Source organism: Pantoea sp. alder81 (genome assembly GCF_020179835.1).
Taxonomy (GTDB): Bacteria; Pseudomonadota; Gammaproteobacteria; order Enterobacterales; family Enterobacteriaceae; genus Pantoea.
On record NZ_JAIUDA010000003.1, the window covers coordinates 492,650 to 517,909 of the forward strand.

Genomic DNA, 25,260 nt, shown 5'->3' on the forward strand with positions numbered 1-25,260 from the left:
GTAAAAGGGAGACACGGGAAAAGGCAAACGATTATCTGGCGTTTGCTATGGGGTTTTCAACTACTAATCGATTATCAGGCAGGATAAAGCGCAGACTGGCGCGGGTTAACAATGTGGTTACACTGTCCGGGGCGATTTTTTGGGGCGCGGAACTGGCTGGAAAATCACGATTTTTCCCATTCATCGTATAAATTCCCCTCACTAACTGCACACAAGGTATGAGGTTGCTGCAACTTAAAGCGATGACCAACTTGAGGCCCAGCAAAGGCTCGCCCGACGAGCAAAGCGTCCGTGGCATGGGTGCCTGAGAATCACGGCCAGTTCCATTTATCGCATAGTTTTCCTCACCAACTGCGCCAAAGGTATGAGGTTGCTGCGACTTGAAGCGATGACCAACTTGAGGCCCAGCAAAGGCCCTCCCGAAGAGCAAAGCGTCCGCGCCATGGACGGCGCGGCCGATCTGCATGGATGCGTGATTCCTTTGCGATCGGGCGGGCCTTTGATGGGCATTGCACCCAACTCAAAGCACTGCAGCGACAAACTAACTAAACGTAATCTCCCCGCCCTGCTCAATCGCACGTTGCCAGGCGGCGCGTTGCTGCATCGATTCCAGCCAGCGCGCGGTGGCCGGCATCTCTTGCAACGATCCCCGCACTTGCAATGCCAGCAGCGGGAAACTCATCTGCACATCGGCGATGCTAAACCGCGACCCGGCGAAATAACGATGCTGGCTAAGATGCTGCTCAATCACGCCACCGTGCAGCTTCAACTGCTTGTTCAGCCAGGCCTTCTGAATCCCTTTACTCAACGCCACGCCTGCCGGACGTAAAATCCACGGCACCGGCTTCTTCCCGAGTTGCCCAAACACCAACTTCATCACCAGCAATGGCATCAGCGACCCTTCCGCATAATGCAGCCAGTAACGCGCCTGAATCTGTTCATCCTCATCAGTGATGGCGAACAGATGCTCGCTATCATATTTTTGCTGCAGATACTCCAAAATCGCACCCGACTCGGCGATCACGCGATTGCCATCGGTAATCACCGGCGACTTACCCAGCGGATGAATCTTCTTTAATGAATCCGGCGCCAGCAGCGTATCTTCGCGCTGATAACGTTTAATTTGATACGGCACCGACAGCTCTTCCAGCAGCCATAACACACGGTGCGAACGGGAGTTTTCCAGATGGTGAACGGTAATCATGCGGTTTTCCTTGCCGGTCAAAGTCTCCCGGCAAGTATAGCGGATTAACCTTTATGCTCATCTTGCTCGGGGTCGAGCAGCACCGCTCCCGAACCTTGCTGCGCCAGACGGTCACCAGGATTACGCAGCGGGCAATCGCGCATCGACAAACAACCGCAGCCAATACACCCGTCCAGATCGTTACGTAAGCGCGTCAGAGTTTCGATACGCTTATCCAGCTCTTCTCGCCAGTGCTGTGTCAGCGCATCCCACTCCTGGGTCGACATACGCTTATTGGCCGGCACGTGCATCAAACTGTCGCTGACAGTGGCCAGCGGAATGCCGATGCGTTGCGCGATCTTGATAATCGCCACGCGGCGCAGCACATCTCGGCTGTAACGCCGTTGATTGCCGCCATTGCGCGAACTGAAAATTAAACCTTTGGTTTCATAAAAATGCAGCGCGGATACGGCCACGCCGCTACGTTTGGCCACTTCACCCGGCGTTAACACCGGCTTTGGGTAATTGCGTTCTTTTTTCATTTAAGGCCTTTACCTCAAGTTAACTTGAGGAATTATACTCGCACCCCATCAAAACTTCGAATTTCAAACCCGATAAACCTTTCAGAAGGATGAGGCTATGATGCAACAGGAAATCATTCATTCACTGACACACTGGATCGATGAAAATCTGGATAAGGCCCTGTCGATCGATGAAGTGGCGGCGAAATCCGGCTACTCCAAATGGCACCTGCAACGTATGTTCCGTACCGTGACGAAACAAACTCTGGGTGGCTATATTCGTGAGCGCCGCCTGACGCTGGCTGCGGAAGCGCTACGTCAGACGCAGCGTCCAGTGTTCGATATCGCAATGCAATACGGTTACGACTCGCAGCAAACTTTTTCGCGCGTGTTCCGCCGTCAGTTTTCTCAAACGCCAACGGCCTATCGTCACACCATGCGCCGTCAGGCGATGACTCAGCGCCCGCGTCTGCTGAGTTTTGATTGCAGTGATAGCATGAACAGCTTCGCTCAGCGCACCACCGGCGAGTGCTGCCCGGTTCAGTGACATTCTGCGCGCCCTTCGCGGGCGCACCTTCCCGCCTCACCCTCGATTTCTTCCCCGCTTCGATAAAAATCTTTCTACCATACCAGGTATAAATTTTGTTCAAACTTTCAAATCGAGTGATATAATGTGACCCAAGTCACAGATTTCGCCCCGCGTAAGACGGCCAGAAGGGCCTCCCTGACCCTCCTTCTTTGCCGCCAGTGATGTCCAATCAACGTCAGGGATATTACTGATTTAAGAGGTTTTTGCAGATGGCTACGTTAACCACCAGTTTAATCGTCATGCGTTGGGAGCTGCTCAGCGCCATCATGATGTTCTTCGCCAGCACCATGAAAATTAAACTGCGTCAGAATAGTCACCACGTGATGGCGCTGATGTGTGGCGGCATTGGTGTGGGCATGTCCTGCTGGTTTGTTACCGGCCTGCTCGGTATTACCCTGAGCATGGAGAATCTGCATAACTTCATGGAAATCTCCAAAAACGCCTTCATTGAAGTGATGAGCCAGACGCCTGCTGATTGGCCGATGCCTTAATCGCAGCCAATAAAAAACCCCGCTGAGCGGGGTTTTTTATTTTGCTGTGTGATACTCAAATTTTCTTCAATACGGCTGGAATAGCCACTTCCGGCACTGTGACACCCGGTATCTGCGTACCTCGGCGGTCTTGAATCCACATATCACCCATCATCTGGTTTAACCCACGATCCAGACCTGTCACCAGCCCGGCCCCTGGCGTAAACGTCAGCTCGCCAAAGTAAATCCGATCACCATCGATGTACCAGTCCACACGTACATAATCAAAATCACTCGCCAGCGTTTTGCTCAGCGCTAATGCGTGCTGTAACTGCGCCATAATCGGAGACACATCCAGCCCGGTATCGCGGATTTTGTGATAGGCCTCATTGAGGTTATTCACATAGAAATTCATCGACAGTAAGGGGTTACATCGGTTGTAAATCACCTGCAGCACATACTCAAAGCTGCCGTCGCGCTTATTGAACATGTGAAACTTGTAATCAATCGGCGCAGTTTTTCCATCACCAATGTACTGCTCCACCAAAATACGTGGCTTGATGTAGCGGTAGTGAATCTCACGCGCTTCATTGGCGAAGTCGGTTTTCAACCAGCGATGGCAGTCACTGATAATGTTCTGTTTCTTAAGTGCATCCGGCTCTTCCAGCAGGATTTCCACCATATTGGAACCGTGATTGGGCTTGATCACCGTGTTCTTCCAGCTTGGCAGCGTATGCAGCGAGTGCGGGTCGCTGGTTTCATACACCAGCGGGATCAGGTATTCACTACCCACTTTCTCGGCGATGTATTCGCGCACCGAATATTTATCCGACAGGCGGCCATAGATTTGGTAGTCGCCAAAAACGAATTTCCGGTACAGCACCTTCTCATTGAACACTTTCGGCTGACGCAAATTGGGCAGTTTGCGGAATTTATGAAAGTAGTAGATGCGGTCCTGGTAAGCCCAGGGCATCTTCTTGATGAAGTACTGGACACTTCTTCTGAGTTCATCTTTCAACTTGAGCATATCTGACCTCATTTGTAGGTTTTGTAGTTGAGTGAGGAAACTTGAATCTTCTGAATGACGCCGTTATTGAAGAAGTAATTCATTACGGTGAAGGACAGAAGTTCAGAGATGAAGACGCTCCAGGCGGCACCCATGATGCCGTAGCCCTGGATCAACCACCATGACAGCGGCAGGCTGATCACCATCAGGCAGACGATCTTCTTCAGCAGATAGTTAAATCCGCCCTCTTTCACCATGTAGCGATACGCTACGGTCCCCATTGCCGAAAAGCAGGTTGCTAACGACAGTAACGTAATGAGACTCCCTGACTGTGTGTACTCGTGACCATATAAAGCGATGATGATTTGTTCGCCATACAGCGCGATCACCGCTAACAACAACAATGAAACACCCATGACATAGCCGTTCAGCCGCGCAGTGAGCTTGATGGCGGCTGCTCCGCGCTCCCGGAAGATCTCCGAGAAGCAGGAAGTGATGATGGCAACCGGGATGAAAATCCAGGACGCCGCAATGGTATTAGCGGCCGCAAACAAGCCGAGGTCGCGAGCTGAGACAATGCCCGCCAGAAACATCTGGGCTGCCTTAACCTGCACGGAGATGAAAATGCTGGAAATCGCCAACGGTAAACCGGCGTACAGCAGATAGCGCAGGTAGGTATTACGCTTCTCCTGCGGTGGTGCCATGTCCTGGTTTTCGCGATAAAAGTTAGACCGTTTAATGACGTACGGCACCAGCGTAACCATGACAATCGAAAGCGTCAGCCACAGGGGGTTGAGGTGCAGCCAGGCGATGGTAAAACTCAGGATAAAGCCCAACAGCAGGCCAACCGAGTTAGCTACCGTGTTGAGCCGGGAAGCCAGACGCGCGTTGTTGTATACGCTGAAGGTATCCTGCGTCACAAAGACGGAGGAGATAAACGAGGCCAGGGCAAACGCGAGGAAATTTTCCTGCATGTTGTACCACACCCAAATCAACACCGGGATGGAGGTCAGCAGCAACAAGACCAACCGCATGGTGCGGGCCACCGTCATCAGGCGCAGGCCTTTCGGCGCGCTCTTGCTGATGCGTTTGAACAGGATGGTTTCGGTACCGAAAATCGCTACGGTCTGTACCATCGAAAACAACGAGGTTGAAAACGCCATTTGGCCGAATATGGTCGGGCCAAATGACTTCGCCACGTAGGAGGTCACAAATATGACGCCAAACACCGAGACGATCTTCTCAGACATCATCCAGGCGGCATTAGACATTACGCTCAATTTCATCGACTGATCCTTAGTATTACTTACAGCAACTGCCTTTCGGTACAACGTCCTTGAAATGAATTAACAAGCGCTCAGTGGGCCTGACTTAAATTAATAACTTCAAACCAAACTGGTCCGAAAAATGAGACTCCCGTCAGGATTCTTTGAATGAATTCAGGAAATTTCCGATTAAACATGGTGCGAAACTCTGCGGATGTAAACGATTTCAGCCTGAATTCGAAGCAAAGGTTTACTGGCACACCCTGTGATTTTCACAAACAGGTTATGCCGTATTTCCAATGATTGTAGTATTTTTCTGCATTTGGGATGGAATGAATCTATATCAAAAACCCAAAGCCAGGAAGGCGTTCAATGTCATTCAGAATAAAATAAGATTTATCCCATGATGATATTTATTCTAAATAACTTAATTTAAACCTCGCAATTCTAATCGCGCACTTTAATACTGCATTAATACTCTTTTTGCAGTACCAGATATTAATACAGTAATTCTCATCCACTAATTGATAAGAAAGGTAAGAGCATTTATGAGAAAGTCACGATATAGCGAAGAGCAAATCACAAATGCCATTAAAGCTTCTGAAACGGGAGTGAAAGTCAGGGAGATTTGTGAAGAGCTTGGCATTTCCGAGGCCACCTTCTATAGCTGGAAGAAAAAGTTCTCTGGGCTTTCTTCAGAAGAGGGTAGAAAAATCAAAGATTTGGAGGATAAACTACAAAACCTTACCCGTGAACTGCAGTCACTGAGTTCCGATAAAGAGATGCTGCAAAGTGTGCTGAAAAACTTCTTCACCACTAATGAGAAGCGTCAGGCCGTTAACTTCCTGCAAACTACCTTCGACATTGGAACACGTCGTAGCTGCCGCTTGCTGGATATTAGCCGCAGTGTTTACCACTATCCTTCAGGTTCCGATAATCGCTAACACCATTGAGACCGTTGTTATTTGACTTAATGCTGAGATTTGTTCTTACCAGAAGAGATGAAGATCATTTAATTCGGCGTTCGTAACATAACAATTCGCACCATTTTTTCCTGATGAATATCATCGCGGATTTGCTTCCTTTTTTGCGGTAAAATTGATTCACATCAGCAAAAGTCTCGCTATTCAAGCCTTTTAGACGCAGCCCAATCTCATTTCGGTGAGATTGGTGCTTCGTTTATTACTTTATCGACATTAATGTTCAGACCTGAATGCAGATAAATCTGTTAAGCAGCCATGAACAACGACATGTAATCGCTCACACACTGACTCTTCTTTTTATTGGTCCTGTCACTTTGGGTGACGATCACGAATCGTCATTTAGCCAGAGCGATGCTCTGATAACAGCACCAGGATTCATCCGGATTGGAAACGTTATCATAGCTAAACAATTACAGTTAAAAATGGCAACTAATGAGAAATATCGCCCGGTAATTCATCTCTGTGTTTAATCATTTTTTTATGTGATTTCAGCGGATGAATCTCAACCTGATAGCTTCGCCTTGAGAAAATCGTGGCTTATGGCAATGATTTTCAGTGCCAAATCGCAATAAAAATGCATGTAGAAAACATTTTTAACGCTCTCAACGCATACTTTTCACCCGTTCCTGAGGCTTCTCATCACCGTTTCACCCGGTTGAGAGAGTGGAGGAACCCTCAGGACGGTGCTGGTGTTATGACAAAGTGGCGTGAAAATAGGGAGCGTGAAGAGAGGGAAAGTTATATCGCGGTGGTAATTGAGGATAAAAAAAGCGAGTGGTCGCGCAAATCAGAGGGGGCAAATTCCTAAAAACACTAGAGAAAGCGCTGCTGAGCACCCTGCCCAGCAGCCAGAAATTTACCTCAGAGCGCACTGACCTGTGGCTGCGGTTTGATACGCATCGCGTAGATCACGCCCACGATCAGACATCCAATGCCGATGCCGGTGAGCAGCGGCGGCCAGCTCTGCCGCCAGAGGAAAGTCCACAACAAACCCGCCAGCGTTTCGAACACAATCAGTGGCCCCATGATCACCGTTGGCACTCGCTGGCTGGCCGCATTCCAGCATAGCGTGCCCAGCCATGAACAAATCAGGCCAATCCCCAGCATTAGAAGGAGAAAGCGTGTGGGCTGCGGGCCAAAGGGCAATGCGAAGTCAGGCTGCTGCCAGTACAGCTGGCCGCAGACTAATAAATAGAACACCAGCGCCAGCGGTAAGGTCACCAAACCCTGCGCCGTCGCCCAGCTACCGGCTTTGTGCTGAGGATGTGCCCGCAACCAGATACCATTGCGCAGCGGATACCAGGTCCAGCATGCGACCGCTAATATCGCCAGCAATAATCCTGTCAGGTAGCGCGACCATTCAAAATCAGGCCCCTGCATCTGCATCTCGGCGGCGTTCACGCAGGCCAGACCGGCAGCAATAATCAGTAGCGCCGGGAAAAGCTTACGCCAGGAAAGTCGCCCTTCAAGGTGACCGTAACAGAGGTTGGCCGTCACGGTGATCACCACCGGTAACGTGCCAATAATCATGGTCGAGATCGGCGCACCGGTGCGCTGGATAGCACTGGCGAGGCAGGCGTAATAGAGCAGATTACCGACCAGCGACAGTTTCAGCGCTTCCAGCCAATCTTTGCGCGCCAGTTGTTTAAGACGGCGGCGATCCAGCCACGCCAGCGGCAAGACCACCAGACCGAATGCCACATAGCGTCCGGCTGATTGTAGGGTGCCCGGATAGTCTGGGATCAACAGCGGGCCGACAAAAATCAACCCCCACATCAGTCCTGCGGCAAGTGCAAACACGATTCCTGCAAACATTCTCTTTTCCTTTATGACCTTTCCGCCGCAGTGTGGCGTAACCGGATAATAAAGGCTTGTAGCAGATTGCGGTTAACGTGAGGGGAAAACTTGCTTTTGATAGCGCCCTGGCGTGATGCCATAGCGATGGGCAAACGCGCGCGTGAGGTGTGCCTGATCGGTCAATCCAACGGTCGCCGCCACCGAAGCCGCGCTTTCTCCCCTCCCTAAACGTTGCTTGGCTTCGAACAGGCGAAAGGCCATCAACATCTGATGTGGCGTAACATGGAAGTGTTGTTTGAAGCTGCGGAGAAAATGCCACGGCGACAATGACGCCAGGGCGGCCAGCTCATCGAGGCGAACCGGCTCCGCCAGGTTTTCGCGCAGATAAGCTTTTACCGCATCATAGCGGTGGGCGCCCTCTTCTGGTCGGGATTTTCCCTGATGCGCCAGCGGGCGTAACTGTTCCAACAGTTCCAGCAGCAGACCCTCGCGTTCAAGCGCGCTGTTGGCTTGCCACATCTGTGCCAGTCGCTGGGAAAAGGGCTGTGCCAGGCGGATATCCGTGCGCAGCGCCTCACTAAACCACCAGTGACGATCGCCGGTCAGGCTCTCCATCTCCTGCGGATCAATGTAGATCATGCGATAACGCCAGCCCTCATCACAGGCCGACTCCCCGGTATGCAGCTCATCAGGATTCATCATCACCAGCGAATGCTGTGGTGCCGTGTAGTGCGTGCCGCGATAGCGAAAGCGCTGTGCACCCGATTCAATGGTGCCGATGCCAAAGGCTTCATGGGTGTGCGGTTCAAAGGCGTAACGCGAGATGTGCGCCTGATAAAGTTCGATACCGGGCAGTTCAGCGAAATGCTGGAACTGCGCTTGATCGCACTTATCAGGAAAGATTTCCGGAACCACCTTCACGTCACACCTCCCAAAAACAGGTTAATTAGCATGCGCGGTGGCGGGCTGAAATGCAAAGCGGATTTGCTTTACCTGCAGGCGTAACAATCGCGATACTGTCATCCAGTCTATAAAGGAGGCGGTGATGGCTAATCGGGTTGTAATGGTAGTGGATATGCAAAACGGCGTGCTGGCTTCGCCACGCTTCGATCGTGACGGACGTTGTCAGCGCATCAATCAACTCACGGCAGCAGCCGATCAGGTGATTTTTATTCAGCATGTTGGGCCAGGCCTGGAAGTAGACAGCGAAGGCTGGCAGATCGTGCCGGAATTGGAACAACCAACCAATGCGATCTACGTTAATAAGACCGCCTGTGACAGCTTCTGGCAAACCGACCTGGCGGCTCAGCTTGATCAGCATGACATTGAAAGCTTTGTGATTTGCGGCTGCGCGACCGATTACTGCGTGGATACCACCATCAAGGTTGGCGCCAGCCTGGGTTATCACATCACCGTTGCCGCCGATGCGCATACCACGGCCGATCGGACTTACGTTTCCGCACAACAGCAGATCAATCAGCACAATGAAATTTGGGCGGATTTGATTCTGCCGGGTAATCCGGTGTTCGTGCGTGATACTGAAGATTTACTGCGGGAGTGGCGACCACATTGATGTAGCCCAGCCGGGCAGAATTGTCCGGCTTCCATTATGGGTGGCATTCAGCAGCTATATTTTACGCTTCCATTGATAACGGTTTGTTCCTGCCAGCTGTTCAATCAGTCCCTCATGCACCGCACGCTGCAACCATTCAGTCAGCTGAATCTGATGCAGACCAGTTCGCAAGCCCAGATCTTCAATCGTGACCGGATAGGCGGCCAGTGCAGGCAATTGCGCCTGAAAAATCTGATAAAAATCCGCAGGATGCCAGATTCCTTCCGGTTCCTGAGCCACACCAGCAACGTCGACCTTGTTGGTTGTCTTAGGCCATGCGCCGCTCAATAAATCATCCTGTTGATAGGGCTGATCATGGGGAACGGCCATCCATTGCGTAACATCAATGTCATCGGGGTGAGCCGCGCACCATTGTCCTCCCTGTGTGACCAGTTGGGCGTTGCTGGCCTGCACATCGTCGGTGGGCTTAACCCACAACGGGACCCATTGCTTGCGTAGATTCTCCTCCGCACCTGCCAGCGTCCCGCCCTTGTTACCCGCGTGCACCACCAACGCACTTCTCGCCAGGCAATAAACATATCGGTTGCGCGCCATCGCGTTACCGACAGTAAAGCCCGCTTCCGGATAGAAAGGCGAAAGCAGCAGTAAATTGCCTGCCATTAGCCCTTTGCGCCATTTAGCACTGGTCGCAGCGGTCAGCAAGCTATCACTGACCACGCCAATGGCCGCTCCGTTGTGCTGCAATGCGCCCAGCATGGCGGCTTCATCGATGCCTCTTGCCCCCCCTGAAATCAGGTTGAACCCCGCAGAGGCAACTTTTGCCGCAATCTGGCGGCTAAAGGTTAAATCCTCTTCGCTGGCATTCCGCGAACCCACTACCGCACAGCCTGGCTGATTTAGCAAAGTGATATCACCACAGCCGAACAGCACCGGTGGCGCATCAGTACGCAGTTGTTGCTTGAGCCGCCTTGGGTATTCAGCATCAGAGCGCGTCAACACCCACAACCCCGCACGCTGCCAACGCTCAACGGCTAATGCCAGGCTATGACCACGACTTAGCAGCGTTTCAATTCGCTCGCGTGTGATATGGGGATCAATCCAGGCGGCTAACATGACATCAGCACCAGAGCTGAGTAGATCGGCGGGTGTCGCGGATTGTTGTTTTAACCACAGGGCAAATCTTCCCCATTCCGCATTACTGAGCGGCTTAACCTCATCCTCGCTCTGGCGGGAGAAGTAACTGGTTAACAATAGCGTTGCTTGCGCGACCGGAGATAAATTCATCACTCTTTCACCGTTGAGGTTGCTAGCGCCAGCGGATAGACAATACCACTTCCCGCTTGTTGAAGCAGGGCTGCAGCCACTGCCATCGTCCAACCCGAATCAATAATATCGTCTACCAGTAATACCGCAGTGGCTGGCAGATTAGCGCTGGCGGAAAATGCGCCATCCAGATTACGACATTGATGGAATCGATTATTCTGCAAGCGCTGCCGAGGGTTATCTTTCACTTTTTGCAGTGCATCCACAAAGGGTAAGCCAAGTCGCAGTGCCAATCGGCGGGCAAAATCCGCCACCAGTTGAGGCTGGCGCAATGAAGGTACGCAGCAAACCCACTGGGGCGCAGGTGCTGGCTGCCAGCGCTGTTCGATCATTTCCGCTATGGCCGCCACAAGTTCATCACTGAAATGGCCTGCTGCTTTCTCGGCCACCACGCGAGATCCCCACCCGGCATCTCCCCAGCGCGAAAGCACCCGACCTTCCTGCGCGCGCAGAGTGGCAGGTAAATTGCCGCGAAATCCGTATTCTTCAAACGCCTGAGCAGCCACCTGAATTTTGGGCGAAATAACCGTTTCGGCGCGCTGTAGAAAAGTCGCCGCCTGATGAGCCAATGCTGCATCCACCCGCGGGTCAATCAATGGTCGTCCGAGACAACTGGCACATTTGCCACAGGATACGGGGTCTGCATCATCCAGTGATAATCGCAGAAACGTCATCAGGCAACCGCGTTGTGCGATATAGCGCTGCACCTCCTGCCACTCTTGTTCGCGCTGTTGCGTCAAATGCACACTACGTTCTCGATCCAGCTGATAAGCGACAGGCGTTCTCCGCCATTGGCTTTTTACTTTAATTACCGGTGCAGGATTTTCAACGCTGAGCAATTTCAGCACTTTTTCAATTTGCCCCTGGCGCAGATTGGTTTGCTGTTCGATATCACGAATCGACAAACCATCGCTCTCCTCCAGCACCTGCAAAATATCATGCACCTGAGTTTCTGCCGGAAACGCAGACTGCCGGAAGAACTGGTGAATATCGCGATCTTCACCGCCTGACATCAGCACCCCAACCGCATGATCGATGCCACGTCCCGCACGCCCGACCTGTTGGTAATAAGCAACGATGGAAGCGGGCGCCTGATAGTGCAAAACGAAACTCAAATCAGGTTTGTCATATCCCATACCCAGTGCGGTTGTCGCCACTAACACTTTCAATTGGTTAGTCAGCAGCAAGGTCTCAAGGTGTTGACGATAGTCGTTGCTGCTGTCGAAACCCGCGGCCTCAACGCTGCCATGATACGCGCGCGCATCAATGTGCTGCGTGCGTAACCAGGCCGCCACCTGTTCGGCATCACGAACGGTAAGCGTGTAGACGATCCCGGTCCCCTCAAGCGTCGGGATGACTTGCGCCAGCCAGGCAAGACGTGAAGCCTGATTCGGTAGAATGAGCGTTTGGAGCGCCAGACTCTTTCGGATCAGCTCACCGCGTTGAATCACGATGTCGCCCATCTGTTGCTGTATATCTGCAACAACACGATTATTGGCGGTCGCGGTGGTGCCGAGTACCGGCGTATTAGCCGGTAACTGCCGCAAAATACTGACGATACGGCGATAATCGGGACGAAAATCATGCCCCCAATCGGAGATACAATGCGCTTCGTCAATCACCATGAGCGCGATACGGTTGGCAATCGGCTGCAGTACGGTTTCGATGAATTGATCATTGGCGAGACGTTCAGGAGAGATGAGTAAACAATCGACCTGATTATCCAACACCCGTTGTGTTACCGAGTGCCAGTCACTACTGTTCGAAGAATTGAGGGTTTCAGCAACAATACCCAGCCGTCGAGCCGACTCAATCTGGTTACGCATCAGCGCCAGTAGCGGCGATACAATGATGGTCGGGCCCATACCGCGATCGCGAAAAATCTTGGCGCTGATGAAATAGACGGAGCTTTTACCCCAGCCAGTCCGCTGTACCACCAATAATTTCTGCTGTTGATTCACCAGTGCATCTATCGCTTCCCACTGCCCACGACGAAACTGAGCATGATCATTCGCCAGTGCGACTTTTAATAACGCTTCTGCCTGTTGCTGTTTCATTATCACTCCTTGACGGGAAATGCGTCCCTTCTTTTGATTGAGAAACCTGAGAGTCAGATACAAAAAAGCCCCGTAAAACGAGGCCTTAGCGTGTAGTTATGCGTGCGCGTTGACTTAGAACGGGATGTCGTCGTCAAAGTCCATTGGCGGTTCGTTGTTCGCCGGTGCGCTCTGCTGCTGCGGACGCTGCTGTGCGCCGCCGCTGAACTGGTTGCCGCCGCTCTGAGGCTGCTGCTGAGGTTGCTGAGGCTGGCCCCAACCATTGTTATTACCGCCGCCCTGGCCGCCCATCGGTGCGCCACCTGCGTTCGCGCCCTGCTGACGTCCACCCAGCATCTGCATAGTGCCGCCAACGTTAACAACCACTTCAGTGGTGTATTTTTCCTGGCCGCCCTGATCCTGCCATTTACGGGTACGCAGCTGGCCTTCGATGTAAACCTGAGAGCCTTTACGCAGGTATTCGCCTGCCACTTCAGCCAGTTTGCCGAACAACACTACACGGTGCCATTCAGTAATCTCTTTGTTTTCACCGGTTTGCTTGTCGCGCCAGCTTTCCGACGTGGCCAGCGTAATGTTGGCTACCGCGCCACCATTTGGCATGTAGCGCACTTCCGGATCCTGACCCAGATTCCCGACTAGAATCACTTTGTTTACGCCACGACTGGCCATGTTGCTGTCTCCCGATGAGTTGATGCTAAAAGTCTAAGCCAAAAATTGTATCACGTCACAATGACGGTTCCCACTTCAGAGCAGGCTCGCAATTTTTATTCGGCACACAGAATAGCAAAAGCACTGGATATTTATTCAGTTTATTTTTTGTGCCATACTAACGCGTTTCTGCTGGTCGTGCTGGCAAGGCATGGCGAGTGTTGTTCAATCCGGGAAAGGTGAATGGATAAGATCGAAGTCCGCGGTGCTCGCACCCATAATTTGAAGAATATCAACCTGATCATCCCTCGCGATAAGCTGATTGTGGTCACCGGTCTGTCGGGTTCCGGTAAGTCTTCGCTGGCGTTTGATACGTTGTATGCAGAAGGTCAGCGTCGTTATGTTGAATCGCTCTCGGCCTATGCGCGCCAGTTTCTTTCATTAATGGAGAAACCGGACGTCGACCATATTGAAGGTCTCTCGCCCGCTATCTCAATTGAGCAGAAATCGACTTCTCATAACCCGCGCTCCACAGTCGGGACCATTACCGAAATCCATGACTATCTGCGTCTGCTGTTTGCCCGTGTGGGCGAGCCGCGCTGCCCGGATCACGATGTTCCGCTGGCAGCACAGACCGTGAGCCAGATGGTGGATCAGGTCATGGCACAGGAAGAAGGCCGTCGTCTGATGCTGCTGGCGCCCGTGGTGAAAGATCGCAAAGGCGAACACACCAAAACGCTGGAAAACCTTGCCGCTCAAGGTTACATCCGTGCCCGTATTGATGGCGAAGTCTGCGATCTGTCCGATCCGCCGAAGCTGGAACTGCAGAAAAAGCACACCATCGAAGTCGTGGTGGACCGCTTCCGCGTGCGCGATGACCTGGCAACGCGTTTAGCAGAATCCTTTGAAACCACGCTGGCCTTGAGTGGCGGTACTGCCATCGTTGCGGATATGGATGACAGCGCTGCTGAAGAGTTGCTGTTCTCGGCTAACTTTGCCTGCCCGATTTGTGGCTACAGCATGAGTGAACTGGAACCGCGCCTGTTCTCGTTCAACAACCCGGCTGGCGCCTGCCCAACTTGTGATGGTCTGGGCGTGCAGCAGTATTTCGATCCTGATCGCGTGGTGCAAAACCCTGAGTTATCACTGGCTGGCGGTGCAATTCGTGGTTGGGATCGCCGCAACTTCTATTACTTCCAGATGCTGCGCTCGCTGGCAGAGCATCTGGAATTCGATGTCGAAGCGCCGTTTAACAGCCTGAACGACAAAGCGCGCGAAGTGATTCTGTACGGTTCCGGCAAAGAGAATATCGAATTCAAATACATCAACGATCGTGGTGATACTTCAGTGCGTCGCCATCCGTTCGAAGGTGTGCTGCACAACATGGAGCGCCGTTATAAAGAGACGGAATCCAATGCGGTGCGCGAAGAGCTGGCGAAATTTATCAGTAACCGCTCCTGCACCAGCTGTGAAGGCACTCGACTGCGCCGTGAAGCGCGCCATGTGTTTGTTGAGAACACTAACCTGCCGACCATCTCTGAAATGAGCATCGGGCATGCCACCGACTTCTTCCGCAATCTGAAACTCAGCGGACAGCGCGCACAGATCGCCGAAAAAATCCTGAAAGAGATCGGCGATCGCCTGAGCTTCCTGGTTAACGTCGGTTTGAATTATCTGTCGATGTCGCGTTCCGCGGAGACTTTATCGGGCGGCGAAGCGCAGCGTATTCGTCTGGCGAGTCAGATCGGTGCAGGTTTGGTGGGCGTAATGTATGTACTGGATGAGCCATCAATTGGTCTGCATCAGCGCGATAACGAACGTCTGCTTGGTACGCTGATTCACCTGCGCGATCTCGGCAACACCGTGATCGTGGTCGAGCACGATGAAGATGCGATTCGTGCAGCTGACCACGTGATTGATATCGGCCCTGGCGCGGGTGTGCACGGCGGCCAGGTGGTGGCTGAGGGTGATGTGCATGCCATTATGGCTAACGAAGCCTCGCTGACCGGGCAGTACCTGAGCGGCAAACGCGAAATCGCCATTCCGCAACAGCGCGTAAAAGGCGATCCGGCGAAAGTGCTGAAACTCACCGGCGCGCGCGGCAACAACCTGAAAGACGTCACGCTGACGATTCCGGTCGGCCTGTTTACCTGTATCACCGGTGTATCCGGTTCCGGTAAATCCACACTGATCAACGACACACTGTTCCCGATTGCGCAGCGTCAGTTGAACGGCGCGACCACCACGGAAGTGGCACCGTATCGTGAAATCGCGGGTCTGGAGCATTTCGACAAAGTCATCGACATTGACCAGAGCCCTATCGGCCGTACGCCGCGCTCCAACCCGGCCACTTACACCGGTATTTTCACGCCGGTACGCGAGTTGTTCGCGGGTGTGCCAGAGTCGCGTTCCCGTGGCTACAATCCAGGTCGCTTTAGCTTTAACGTGCGTGGCGGACGCTGCGAAGCCTGTCAGGGCGATGGCGTGATCAAGGTCGAAATGCACTTCCTGCCGGATGTGTACGTGCCGTGCGATCAGTGCAAAGGCAAACGCTATAACCGTGAAACGCTCGAGATTAAATACAAAGGCAAAGGCATTCATGAAGTGCTGGATATGACCATCGAAGAAGCACGCGAGTTCTTTGATGCCGTACCTGCGCTGGCGCGTAAACTGCAAACGCTGATCGATGTTGGCCTGTCCTATATTCGCCTCGGTCAGTCTGCCACCACGCTGTCAGGCGGTGAAGCGCAGCGCGTTAAGCTGGCGCGTGAGCTGTCGAAACGCGGCACCGGGCAGACGCTTTATATCCTTGATGAGCCGACGACAGGTCTGCACTTTGCTGATATTCAGCAGTTGCTGGAAGTGCTGCATCAGTTGCGCGATCAGGGCAATACCATTGTGGTGATTGAACACAACCTTGACGTGATCAAAACCGCAGACTGGATTGTCGATCTCGGCCCAGAAGGCGGTAGCGGCGGCGGCGAAATCCTGATTTCAGGCACGCCAGAAACCGTGGCGGAGTGTGAAAAATCCCACACCGCTCGCTTCCTCAAGCCGATGCTGAAGAAGAAGTAAAATTGAAGGCCCGCAATGCGGGCCTTCTCATTTCTTCAATGCACAGGCGTCGCGCCCCTAATTTTATCAGCCGAATATTGCAGTCAATCGGGCCTGATACCTCGCTGTCAGATTCCGCAGCAAAATGCAGAAACAGGCAAGAATCAGACAACTTCAGGCATATACGCATCTCCTCCCGCTGACTATTCTTACACTGTTCCTTTTTGGCGTAGCTCAATACGTCTTTGTCCCTTCAGTACGCTGAGCGGGATCCCGCAAAACACTCACGACACACCCGACTGGAGACACCATGAATATTACGCATGCCTATGCCGCACAGGACGCGAAAACCAAACTCGCCCCGTTCGACTATAAGCCGCGCGAACTGCGCGCTCATGATGTGCAGATTGAAGTGATGTACTGTGGCGTTTGCCACTCTGACCTGCATCAGGCGCGCAACGAATGGAAAAACACCATCTTCCCGGTGGTGCCAGGCCATGAAATTGTTGGACGCGTTACCGCCGTTGGCGGCCACACTCACAAGTACAAAGTGGGCGATCTGGTCGGTGTCGGCTGTATGGTTGACTCCTGCCGCAGCTGTCCAAGCTGCCAGGAAGGGCTGGAGCAGTATTGTGAAAACGGTTTTGTCGGCACCTATAACGGTGAAGATCGCGAAACCGGCGCCATCACCTACGGCGGTTACTCCACCAGCATGGTAGTTGATGAGAGCTTCGTACTGCGCGTGCCGGAAAACCTTGAGCTGGCTGGCGTTGCGCCGCTGCTGTGTGCCGGTATCACCACTTACTCACCGCTGCGTCACTGGAACGTCGGCCCAGGCAAGAAAGTGGGTATCGTCGGTTTGGGCGGCCTGGGTCACATGGGCGTGAAAATCGCTCATGCGATGGGTGCACATGTGGTGCTGTTCACCACCTCACCTTCAAAGATTGAAGACGGTAAGCGCCTGGGTGCCGATGAAGTGGTGATTTCGAAAGATGCCGATCAAATGGCGCAGCACACCAACAGCTTCGATTTCATCCTCAACACCGTGGCCGCTCAGCATGATCTCAACCCGTTTATTGCCCTGCTGAAACGCGATGGCAACATGACGCTGGTGGGTGCGCCAGAGCACGATCACCCAGCTCCACAGGTATTTAATCTGATCTTCAAACGTCGTAGCATCGCCGGTTCACTGATCGGTGGTATCGCTGAGACACAGGAGATGCTGGATTTCTGCGGCAAGCACGGCATTACTTCCGATATCGAACTGATCGCCATGAACCAGATTAACGAAGCCTACGAACGTATGCTGAAAAGCGACGTGAAATACCGCTTCGTGATTGATATCAACACCCTGCGTGAAGAGTCAGCGGCTTAATTAGCGCGCGTCTTCATCATGGCTGACGCCCGCCGCGCGCGTGGCGTCAGCCTGTTGCCAGGAAGCCTCCACCAGATAATAAATCTGCGAATCCTTTAGCGAACCATCCAGCCATAGCGTACTCCAGTGCGACTTATTCAAATGCTCGCTCGGAAATACATCACTGTGCTCTTCGCGCAATAAATCAGCCAGCGCAGGCGAGGTTTTCAACGACAGCGCCGGACGCCCTTTCATATCGTGCACCATGGCAAACAGTACGCCTTCGCTTTTAATCTGCGTTGCATCCCATTCATTTTTATAGCTTTGCTCCGCACCCGGTTTGCTCATGCAGTAGGTGAGGAGATCCGAAATGTTCATGCTGTATTCTCCTGAGTAGAGGCCGATTAGAGGCCCGATGACGCCTGCCCTCGGTTTCAGTACAGGTGTCATTACACCGTTTAAGTGTGCAGCAACTCAGCCAAAGGTAAAGGCGATGGCAGCAGATAACGCGCATAAAAAAACCGCCAGCCCGAAGGCATGGCGGTTTTCTCCTGCTGCGAAGTGCGTTAAATCACGGCAGCAAAGGCTTCAGCCACCTGGTTAACGTTGCGGCTATTGAGGCCCGCCACACACATACGGCCGCTGGCTATCAGGTACACGCCGAACTCATCGCGCAGGCGATCAACCTGCTGCGCGCTTAAGCCGGTGTAGCTGAACATGCCGCGCTGCTTCAGCAGGTAATCGAAGTTTTTGCCCGGCAGCTTGGTGCTCAATACGTTGACCAGTGATTGACGCATTTCGATGATACGCAGACGCATCGCTTCCACTTCAGCCAGCCAGTTGTTCAACAGCGCTTCATCGTTCAGTACGCAAGAAACCACCTGCGCACCAAAGTTTGGCGGGCTGGAGTAGTTGCGACGGACGGTCGCTTTTAACTGACCCAACACGCGTGCTGACTCTTCTGCGCTCTCACACACAATTGACAGGCCGCCAACGCGCTCGCCATAGAGCGAGAAGATTTTCGAGAACGAGTTGCTGACCAGCGCCGGCAAGCCTGCAGCGGCAATGGCGCGAATCGCGTAAGCATCCTGTTCCATACCGGCACCAAAGCCCTGATACGCGATATCAAGGAACGGAATCAGCTCCTGCGCTTTCAGTACTTCGGTGGTTTCATCCCACTGTGCGTTCGTCAGATCCGCGCCAGTTGGGTTGTGGCAGCATGGATGCAGCAGCACAATAGATTGCTTCGGCAGCGTTTTCAGCTTGGCAATAAACGCATCAAACTTCACGCCGTTGGTTTCTTCGTCGTACCACGGATAAGTCTGTGCGTCGAAACCGGCACCGTTGAAAATCGCGATGTGGTTTTCCCAGGTCGGATCGCTCACCCAGACGTTAGATTGCGGGAAGTAATGCTTGAGGAAATCCGCACCCACTTTCAGCGCACCTGAGCCACCCAGCGTCTGAATGGAAGCAATACGACCGGCTTTCAGCATTGGGTGTTCTTTGCCAAACAGCAGCGGTGCAATCGCGTTACGGTATGGGCCCAGACCTTCCATCGGCAGGTAAAGCGACGCCTGATGCGGTTGCGCCTGCAGGCGTTCTTCTGCGGCAGCAACGGCTTGCAACTGAGGAATGATGCCCGCCTCGTTGTAATAGAGGCCAATGCTCAGATTCACTTTGGTGTCACGTGGGTCCTGTTTGAAGGTTTCCATCAGCGACAGAATTGGATCGCCAGCATAAGCATCAACGTTTTGAAACACGGTGCAGATCTCCATGATTGGTCATAAATAGTCGGTAAAGAGGCGTCATTAAACCATGTAGCGGCCGGGACGGTGATTCATAGCGATGATGAGATTGAGGATCACCGCGCCCGCAATTGAGGCCAAAAGTATCGGCAGCGACACCACGAACAGCGATGCGAGCACCACGCAGGTATCCACCGCCATTTGCAGTTTGCCCGCGCGCAGACCGATGCGGTCCTGCAGCCAGAGCGCCAAAATGTTGATACCGCCGAGACTGGCTTTGTGACGAAACAACACTATAAACCCAATACCCATCACCACGTTACCGAACAATGTCGCATAAAACGGATTTAGCGCAGAAAAATGGATGAACATCGGATGTAAGTGCGTGAACAGTGAAACCAGTCCCACTGCGCAGAACGTTTTAATGGTGAATTCCCAACCCATGCGACGCACCGCCAGCCAGTAAAACGGCAGGTTGATCAGAAAGAAAGCGCTACCAAAGGAAAGGTGCGTCAGATAGCTGATTAAGAAGGCGATACCTGCGGTGCTGCCGGTGAGCGCGCCCGCTTGCTTCAGCATCATCACGCCAAATGACACCATTAAGGTGCCGAGCACAATCGCCAGCGCGTCTTCGATAAGCGAATGAGGGACTTTAGTAGGTTGAACAACGTTATCCATGGATTAATCTCAATGCAAATGATGCGGTTCAGATGCAAAAAACGCACCACATAGATGACGTGAGGTCGCCACCTATGGGGTGCCAGCGATTATCCAATTGATATCTAAGGCGCTTTTATTGCAGGTTTTTGTGCATCAACCCAATTAGCATTCGTTGATTCATGCACAAATCTCTATTCCGGTGCGCGTTTTTTGCATTTATCGTGCGTTAATTGCACCAGATTAGCACATCATGCACTTTTTTGGCGCGTTTTGTGCTCGGGGATGATCATCACACCGTTTTCTTTTAAACGGCTCAACACCACTGAGGTTTTCACATGAGCCACACTTTGATGGCCTGCCACCAACTGACTGATCAGCGCACTCAACGAGGCTAAATCAGCCACGGCCACTTTCAGCAGATAATCGGCATCACCGGTGGTTTTGAAGGCATCAACAATCGCGTCTTCCTCCGCTACCATACGATGGAAACTCTCTTCATAATCTGGCGTGTGATTCTTTAAACGCACTTCAATCAAGCCCACCATGCCGAGACCGACCGCGTCCGGCGAGAGCCGTGCGTGATAGCCGAGGATGAGGTTTGCCTGTTCAAGATTGATGCGGCGGCGTGAACATTGAGACGCCGAAAGACCGACTAAATCACTGAGTTCCTGATTGGTAAGGCGGCCGTTAGATTGTAATAGTGTCAATATCTTAAGGTCGTAATCGTCTACCTGAGTCATTCTGTTTCCACAGCGTTATAGGGTGCGCTTTGGTACAGATAACCTGATTAAAGCCAAGGTTGTCCAACACTATTTTCTGATGACGTGAAATGCATGCACAAATCGTGCATGCATCCGCGGGAAAGGATTATTCGTCGTCGTAAGACGGGCCTGCGTAGTTATCGAAACGCGACCACTGGCCATTAAAGGTCAATCGTACTGTTCCGATCGGGCCGTTACGCTGCTTACCGAGGATGATCTCGGCGATGCCTTTAAGATCGCTGTTTTCGTGATAAACCTCATCGCGATAGATGAACATGATCAAGTCAGCATCCTGCTCGATCGAGCCCGATTCACGCAGATCCGAGTTCACCGGACGTTTATCGGCTCGCTGCTCCAGCGAGCGGTTAAGCTGCGACAGTGCCACCACCGGCACATTGAGCTCTTTGGCCAGTGCCTTGAGCGAGCGCGAGATCTCTGCGATCTCCAGCGTACGGTTGTCCGACAGCGCCGGTACGCGCATCAATTGAAGATAGTCGATCATGATCAGGCTTAAACCGCCGTTTTCACGAAACACGCGGCGCGCGCGCGAACGCACTTCCGTCGGCGTCAGACCAGAAGAATCATCGATGAACATGTTCTTCTTCTCAAGCAAGATCCCCATGGTGGCAGAGATGCGCGCCCAATCTTCATCTTCCAGCTGGCCGGTACGAATGCGCGTTTGATCCACGCGCGACAATGACGCCAGCATACGCATCATCAGCTGTTCGCTGGGCATCTCCAGGCTGAAAATCAACACCGGTTTGTCCTGCAGCATCGCGGCGTTTTCGCACAGGTTCATGGCGAAAGTGGTTTTACCCATCGACGGACGCGCCGCTACGATGATCAAATCTGAACCCTGCAAACCGGCGGTCTTTTTGTTCAGATCCTGATAGCCAGTATCTACACCGGTGACGCCATCGTGCGGGGTCGACACCAGCGCTTCAATACGCGAGACCGTGGCTTCCAGAATTTGCTCGATGTTCTGCGGGCCTTCGGCTTTATTGGCGCGCTGTTCAGCAATCTTGAAGACGTTGGATTCCGCGAAATCGAGTAAATCTTCGCTGCTTCGCCCTTGCGGATCGTAGCCAGCGTCAGCGATTTGGTTCGCCACCGAGATCATTTGACGCACAACGGCACGTTCACGCACGATATCTGCATAAGCACCAATGTTCGCCGCACTTGGCGTGTTTTTCGCCAGCTCGGCCAAATACGCAAAGCCACCGGCCATCTCCAGCTCGCCCAGCGTTTCGAGCGATTCAGACAGCGTGATCAGGTCAATCGGCTGGCCCATTTCCAGCAGACGCTGCATTTCTGAAAAGATCATGCGGTGCGAACGGTTGAAGAAATCATCCGCCACCACGCGCTCGGAGACGTTATCCCAGCGTTCGTTATCCAGCATCAACCCACCGAGCACCGACTGCTCCGCTTCAATAGAGTGCGGCGGCATTTTCACGCCTTCCAGCTGACGATCGCGGGGTTCGTTGGATTTGTTGGTGGGTTTATTTCCTGCCATAGTGAATGCATTACCGATCGTGAAAGGGACGCGCAAGTATACCGTCCCAGGATGAACAATCACAGGAGTCAGAATGGCAAAGCGTATTCAGTTCAACCAACACGGTGGCCCGGAGGTACTGCAATGGGTCGATTTTGAGCTGGCCGATCCCGCCGAACATGAAGTTCAGGTCGAAAACAAGGCGATTGGCATCAACTATATCGACACCTATGTGCGCAGCGGGCTCTATCCGGTGACGGCTTTCCCGTCCGGGCTGGGTACAGAAGCCGCAGGGGTGGTGAAACGTATTGGCTCAGGCGTGACACGCTTCAAGCCAGGTGACCGGGTGGTGTATTGCCAGGCTGCGCAGGGTGCCTACAGCGAAGTGCATAACGTGGCGGAAGATCGTCTGGTGATCCTGCCGGAGAGCATCAGCTTTGAACAAGGCGCAGCCTCGTTTTTGAAAGGCCTAACCGTACAATATTTATTGCGCCAGACCTATAAAGTGAAAGCCGATGAGATCTTCCTGTTCCACGCCGCAGCGGGTGGCGTTGGGCTGATTGCCTGCCAATGGGCTAAAGCGCTGGGCGCACATCTGATTGGCACTGTAGGTTCCGCCGAAAAAGCGCAGATTGCAAAAAATGCCGGCGCCTGGGCAACCATTAACTATCGCGAAGAGAATATTGCACAGCGCGTCAGTGAACTGACCAACGGTGAGAAAGTCGCGGTGGTGTATGACTCGGTAGGGAAAGATACCTGGGAACCTTCTCTGGATAGCCTGCGTCGTCATGGCTTAATGGTGAGTTTTGGTAATGCCTCAGGCCCCGTTACCGGTGTTGACCTGGGTATTCTGAACAAGAAAGGATCGCTGTTCGTCACGCGCCCTTCGCTGTTTGGCTACATCACCAATCGCCAGGAACTGGATAGTGCCAGCAACGAGTTGTTCTCATTGATCGCCAGCCGAGCAATTCAATTGAAAGTGCCTGAAGAACAGAAGTTTGCCTTGAGCGATGCGGTGCGCGCCCATCAGGTTCTGGAGAGCCGTGCTACGCAAGGTTCCAGCTTACTGATTCCATAAAAGTTAAGGGCTTCCCGAAGGAAGCCCTTTTTTCTTTCTTTTTATAGTTCGCGCTGGTGTAGGGTTAGCGGCGATGAATTCGTTTTGAATTACTTTACGCATCCTGACAGAAAACATAAGTAAAAAATATGTTTAATTGCGGATTCGTACTAAGCAATTACCGACTCTGTGATCGCCTCCGCAATTAGCGCCAACTCCGTCTCTCTAACTTACTGATTTTTCTTTTTAGTCTGTTTAGTTTTGCTTCACCACTCGGCGTGGTAAAGGCGCGATACAGCCAGACACCGACTACCGCCAGCACCAGCCATGGCAACAATTTGATAACAAGCGCGAACAACCCGCCGAGGAACATCACAACGGTGGCGACAACCAATGCGGCGATAACTCCCAGCAGCGAAACGCCGGTCAGCAGCAGCATCAGAAAAAAGCCGATAACAAATAAAATTTCCACGAAGGCTCTCCTGTGTAAGTAACACAGAGTGCATTACAAGATGCGTGCCAAAGTGAATTTATGCTTAATCTATTGAAAACCGAGGCATTATCATGAGGGGGTGTTTTTCAACAGTGATGAAATTCACTAAACATTGGCGCGATTTAAACCGCACCAACTACAGCGATGCCTCTTTCAATGGACGGGAAAGGCAAGCCTCTTGCCTTCCGCGGCTCACCTAAAATCAGGCTTCCTGTGGAATCTTATCCGCTACCAATGCCAGTGCCGCTTCCAGCACGCGCACATCGGCACCCGGCTTGTGAGCATTCTCACTTAAATGACGACGCCACTGGCGCGCGCCAGGGATTCCCTGGAACAGACCCAGCATATGACGTGTAACGTGGCCAAGATAAGTGCCTTTACTCAGTTCCGCTTCGATGTAAGGGTACATCGCGCGTACCACCGCGACCGGATCGATTAAAGGCGTATCACGACCAAACAGCTCCCGGTCGACCTGCGCCAGAATGCCCGGATTTTGGTACGCTTCGCGGCCCATCATCACACCATCCATATGCTGCAAATGCAGTTTTGCTTCTTCCAGCGTCTTAATGCCGCCGTTAATCGCCATGGTCAGCGCCGGGAAATCACGTTTCAATTGGTACACACGCGGATAATCCAGCGGGGGAATCTCGCGGTTCTCTTTCGGGCTCAAACCTGAAAGCCAGGCTTTACGCGCATGGATAATAAAGGTATCGCAGTTGCCCTTATCGGCCACCGTACCAACAAAATCACACAGGAAGGCATAGCTGTCCTGCTCATCAATCCCGATACGGGTTTTCACTGTGACCGGAATGCTCACCACATCGCGCATTGCTTTAATGCAATCGGCGACCAGTGCGGCGTCAGCCATCAGACAGGCCCCGAAACGCCCATTCTGCACGCGGTCGGATGGGCATCCGACATTGAGGTTAATCTCGTCGTAGCCGCGCTCTTCCGCCAGTTTGGCACATTGCGCCAGTGCCGCGGGATCGCTGCCGCCCAACTGCAGCGCCAGCGGATGCTCCTCTTCGCTGTAAGCGAGGTAATCGCCTTTACCATGAATAATGGCGCCCGTTGTCACCATTTCGGTGTACAGCAGCGTGTCGCCGCTTAACTTGCGGTGGAAATAACGACAGTGGCGATCGGTCCAGTCCAGCATCGGGGCGATGGAAAAACGTTGCGAAGAGAAAGTATCGGTCATGAAACGCAGCAAATCCGGAGTTAGTGAGTGA

General features: G+C 52.7%; 25 protein-coding genes. 8 read left to right on the forward strand and 17 right to left on the reverse strand.

Going from position 1 to position 25,260, the window contains the following annotated elements; genetic code table 11:
* Positions 1-31: 31 nt before the first annotated feature.
* The 3 genes from LBW88_RS11790 to soxR all read right to left on the reverse strand — a co-directional run bounded on the left by LBW88_RS11790 (position 32) and on the right by soxR (position 1,725).
* Positions 32-466: a hypothetical protein gene (locus tag LBW88_RS11790; RefSeq protein ID WP_224932171.1), complete on the reverse strand. Its 435-nt coding sequence runs from the start codon at positions 464-466 to the stop codon at positions 32-34.
* 75 nt (positions 467-541) lie between these two features.
* Complete coding sequence (locus tag LBW88_RS11795; RefSeq protein WP_224932169.1) at positions 542-1,204, reverse strand: glutathione S-transferase family protein; 663 nt, start codon at positions 1,202-1,204, stop codon at positions 542-544.
* Between the two features lie 44 nt (positions 1,205-1,248).
* Positions 1,249-1,725: a redox-sensitive transcriptional activator SoxR gene (gene soxR, locus LBW88_RS11800; RefSeq protein WP_034826898.1), complete on the reverse strand. Its 477-nt coding sequence runs from the start codon at positions 1,723-1,725 to the stop codon at positions 1,249-1,251.
* A 97-nt stretch (positions 1,726-1,822) separates the two neighbouring features.
* Between soxR and soxS the strand changes: the two genes are divergently transcribed.
* On the forward strand, positions 1,823-2,251 hold the full coding sequence (gene soxS, locus LBW88_RS11805) for a superoxide response transcriptional regulator SoxS (protein ID WP_224932168.1): 429 nt from the start codon (positions 1,823-1,825) through the stop codon (positions 2,249-2,251).
* A 251-nt stretch (positions 2,252-2,502) separates the two neighbouring features.
* Positions 2,503-2,784, forward strand: a complete 282-nt coding sequence (locus tag LBW88_RS11810) for a YjcB family protein (protein ID WP_200573642.1) — start codon at positions 2,503-2,505, stop codon at positions 2,782-2,784.
* Between the two features lie 55 nt (positions 2,785-2,839).
* Here the strand turns inward: LBW88_RS11810 and LBW88_RS11815 are convergent, their stop codons facing one another.
* The gene (locus tag LBW88_RS11815; RefSeq protein WP_224932166.1) at positions 2,840-3,790 is read right to left on the reverse strand and encodes an ATP-grasp fold amidoligase family protein; all 951 of its coding nucleotides are present in this window, start codon (positions 3,788-3,790) and stop codon (positions 2,840-2,842) included.
* An 8-nt stretch (positions 3,791-3,798) separates the two neighbouring features.
* A complete protein-coding gene (locus tag LBW88_RS11820; protein WP_224932164.1) occupies positions 3,799-5,055 on the reverse strand; it encodes a polysaccharide biosynthesis C-terminal domain-containing protein in 1,257 nt (418 codons plus the stop codon).
* 527 nt (positions 5,056-5,582) lie between these two features.
* On the opposite strand from LBW88_RS11820, the gene LBW88_RS11825 reads away from it, so the two are divergent.
* Positions 5,583-5,978 (forward strand): transposase, encoded by a 396-nt coding sequence (locus LBW88_RS11825; RefSeq protein ID WP_034826907.1) that lies wholly within the window; start codon positions 5,583-5,585, stop codon positions 5,976-5,978.
* Positions 5,979-6,549: 571 nt separating this feature from the next.
* A complete protein-coding gene (locus tag LBW88_RS11830; RefSeq protein ID WP_224932162.1) occupies positions 6,550-6,825 on the forward strand; it encodes a hypothetical protein in 276 nt (91 codons plus the stop codon).
* A 53-nt stretch (positions 6,826-6,878) separates the two neighbouring features.
* Here the strand turns inward: LBW88_RS11830 and LBW88_RS11835 are convergent, their stop codons facing one another.
* Both LBW88_RS11835 and LBW88_RS11840 read right to left on the reverse strand, forming a co-directional pair.
* On the reverse strand, positions 6,879-7,832 hold the full coding sequence (locus LBW88_RS11835) for a DMT family transporter (protein ID WP_224932161.1): 954 nt from the start codon (positions 7,830-7,832) through the stop codon (positions 6,879-6,881).
* A gap of 72 nt (positions 7,833-7,904) precedes the next feature.
* The gene (locus LBW88_RS11840; RefSeq protein WP_224932159.1) at positions 7,905-8,735 is read right to left on the reverse strand and encodes an AraC family transcriptional regulator; all 831 of its coding nucleotides are present in this window, start codon (positions 8,733-8,735) and stop codon (positions 7,905-7,907) included.
* Positions 8,736-8,859: 124 nt separating this feature from the next.
* Here LBW88_RS11840 and LBW88_RS11845 point away from each other — a divergent pair, with 124 nt between their 5' ends.
* Positions 8,860-9,387: an isochorismatase family protein gene (locus LBW88_RS11845; RefSeq protein ID WP_224932157.1), complete on the forward strand. Its 528-nt coding sequence runs from the start codon at positions 8,860-8,862 to the stop codon at positions 9,385-9,387.
* A 54-nt stretch (positions 9,388-9,441) separates the two neighbouring features.
* Here the strand turns inward: LBW88_RS11845 and LBW88_RS11850 are convergent, their stop codons facing one another.
* The 3 genes from LBW88_RS11850 to ssb1 all read right to left on the reverse strand — a co-directional run bounded on the left by LBW88_RS11850 (position 9,442) and on the right by ssb1 (position 13,436).
* Complete coding sequence (locus LBW88_RS11850; protein ID WP_224932155.1) at positions 9,442-10,671, reverse strand: DNA-processing protein DprA; 1,230 nt, start codon at positions 10,669-10,671, stop codon at positions 9,442-9,444.
* Entirely contained in the window at positions 10,671-12,767 is a 2,097-nt protein-coding gene (locus LBW88_RS11855) for a RecQ family ATP-dependent DNA helicase (protein WP_224932153.1), read from the reverse strand. The genes LBW88_RS11850 and LBW88_RS11855 overlap by 1 nt, the downstream gene beginning before the upstream one ends.
* Positions 12,768-12,881: 114 nt before the next feature.
* Positions 12,882-13,436, reverse strand: coding sequence for a single-stranded DNA-binding protein SSB1 (gene ssb1, locus LBW88_RS11860; RefSeq protein WP_224932152.1), 555 nt, complete (start codon positions 13,434-13,436; stop codon positions 12,882-12,884).
* A 222-nt stretch (positions 13,437-13,658) separates the two neighbouring features.
* On the opposite strand from ssb1, the gene uvrA reads away from it, so the two are divergent.
* Positions 13,659-16,490 carry an excinuclease ABC subunit UvrA gene (gene uvrA / locus LBW88_RS11865; RefSeq protein ID WP_224932151.1) on the forward strand — a complete coding sequence of 944 codons (2,832 nt, stop codon included), beginning with the start codon at positions 13,659-13,661 and terminating at the stop codon, positions 16,488-16,490.
* A gap of 289 nt (positions 16,491-16,779) precedes the next feature.
* The gene (locus LBW88_RS11870; protein ID WP_224932150.1) at positions 16,780-17,844 is read left to right on the forward strand and encodes an NAD(P)-dependent alcohol dehydrogenase; all 1,065 of its coding nucleotides are present in this window, start codon (positions 16,780-16,782) and stop codon (positions 17,842-17,844) included.
* Here LBW88_RS11870 and LBW88_RS11875 read toward each other — a convergent pair whose 3' ends face one another.
* The 5 genes from LBW88_RS11875 to dnaB form a co-directional block, all read right to left on the reverse strand.
* Positions 17,845-18,201: an MmcQ/YjbR family DNA-binding protein gene (locus LBW88_RS11875; protein WP_200573621.1), complete on the reverse strand. Its 357-nt coding sequence runs from the start codon at positions 18,199-18,201 to the stop codon at positions 17,845-17,847.
* 188 nt (positions 18,202-18,389) lie between these two features.
* The gene (locus tag LBW88_RS11880; protein WP_224932149.1) at positions 18,390-19,583 is read right to left on the reverse strand and encodes an amino acid aminotransferase; all 1,194 of its coding nucleotides are present in this window, start codon (positions 19,581-19,583) and stop codon (positions 18,390-18,392) included.
* Positions 19,584-19,631: 48 nt separating this feature from the next.
* The gene (locus LBW88_RS11885) at positions 19,632-20,246 is read right to left on the reverse strand and encodes a YitT family protein (RefSeq protein WP_084936102.1); all 615 of its coding nucleotides are present in this window, start codon (positions 20,244-20,246) and stop codon (positions 19,632-19,634) included.
* A gap of 230 nt (positions 20,247-20,476) precedes the next feature.
* A complete protein-coding gene (locus tag LBW88_RS11890) occupies positions 20,477-20,968 on the reverse strand; it encodes an Lrp/AsnC family transcriptional regulator (protein ID WP_200573617.1) in 492 nt (163 codons plus the stop codon).
* Between the two features lie 127 nt (positions 20,969-21,095).
* Complete coding sequence (gene dnaB / locus LBW88_RS11895; RefSeq protein ID WP_034826934.1) at positions 21,096-22,502, reverse strand: replicative DNA helicase; 1,407 nt, start codon at positions 22,500-22,502, stop codon at positions 21,096-21,098.
* A gap of 73 nt (positions 22,503-22,575) precedes the next feature.
* On the opposite strand from dnaB, the gene LBW88_RS11900 reads away from it, so the two are divergent.
* Positions 22,576-23,559, forward strand: a complete 984-nt coding sequence (locus tag LBW88_RS11900) for a quinone oxidoreductase (protein WP_224932148.1) — start codon at positions 22,576-22,578, stop codon at positions 23,557-23,559.
* A gap of 184 nt (positions 23,560-23,743) precedes the next feature.
* Here LBW88_RS11900 and pspG read toward each other — a convergent pair whose 3' ends face one another.
* Positions 23,744-24,010 (reverse strand): envelope stress response protein PspG, encoded by a 267-nt coding sequence (pspG, locus tag LBW88_RS11905; RefSeq protein WP_224932147.1) that lies wholly within the window; start codon positions 24,008-24,010, stop codon positions 23,744-23,746.
* Between the two features lie 223 nt (positions 24,011-24,233).
* Positions 24,234-25,229: a tRNA dihydrouridine(20/20a) synthase DusA gene (gene dusA, locus LBW88_RS11910; RefSeq protein ID WP_224932146.1), complete on the reverse strand. Its 996-nt coding sequence runs from the start codon at positions 25,227-25,229 to the stop codon at positions 24,234-24,236.
* Positions 25,230-25,260: the final 31 nt, after the last annotated feature.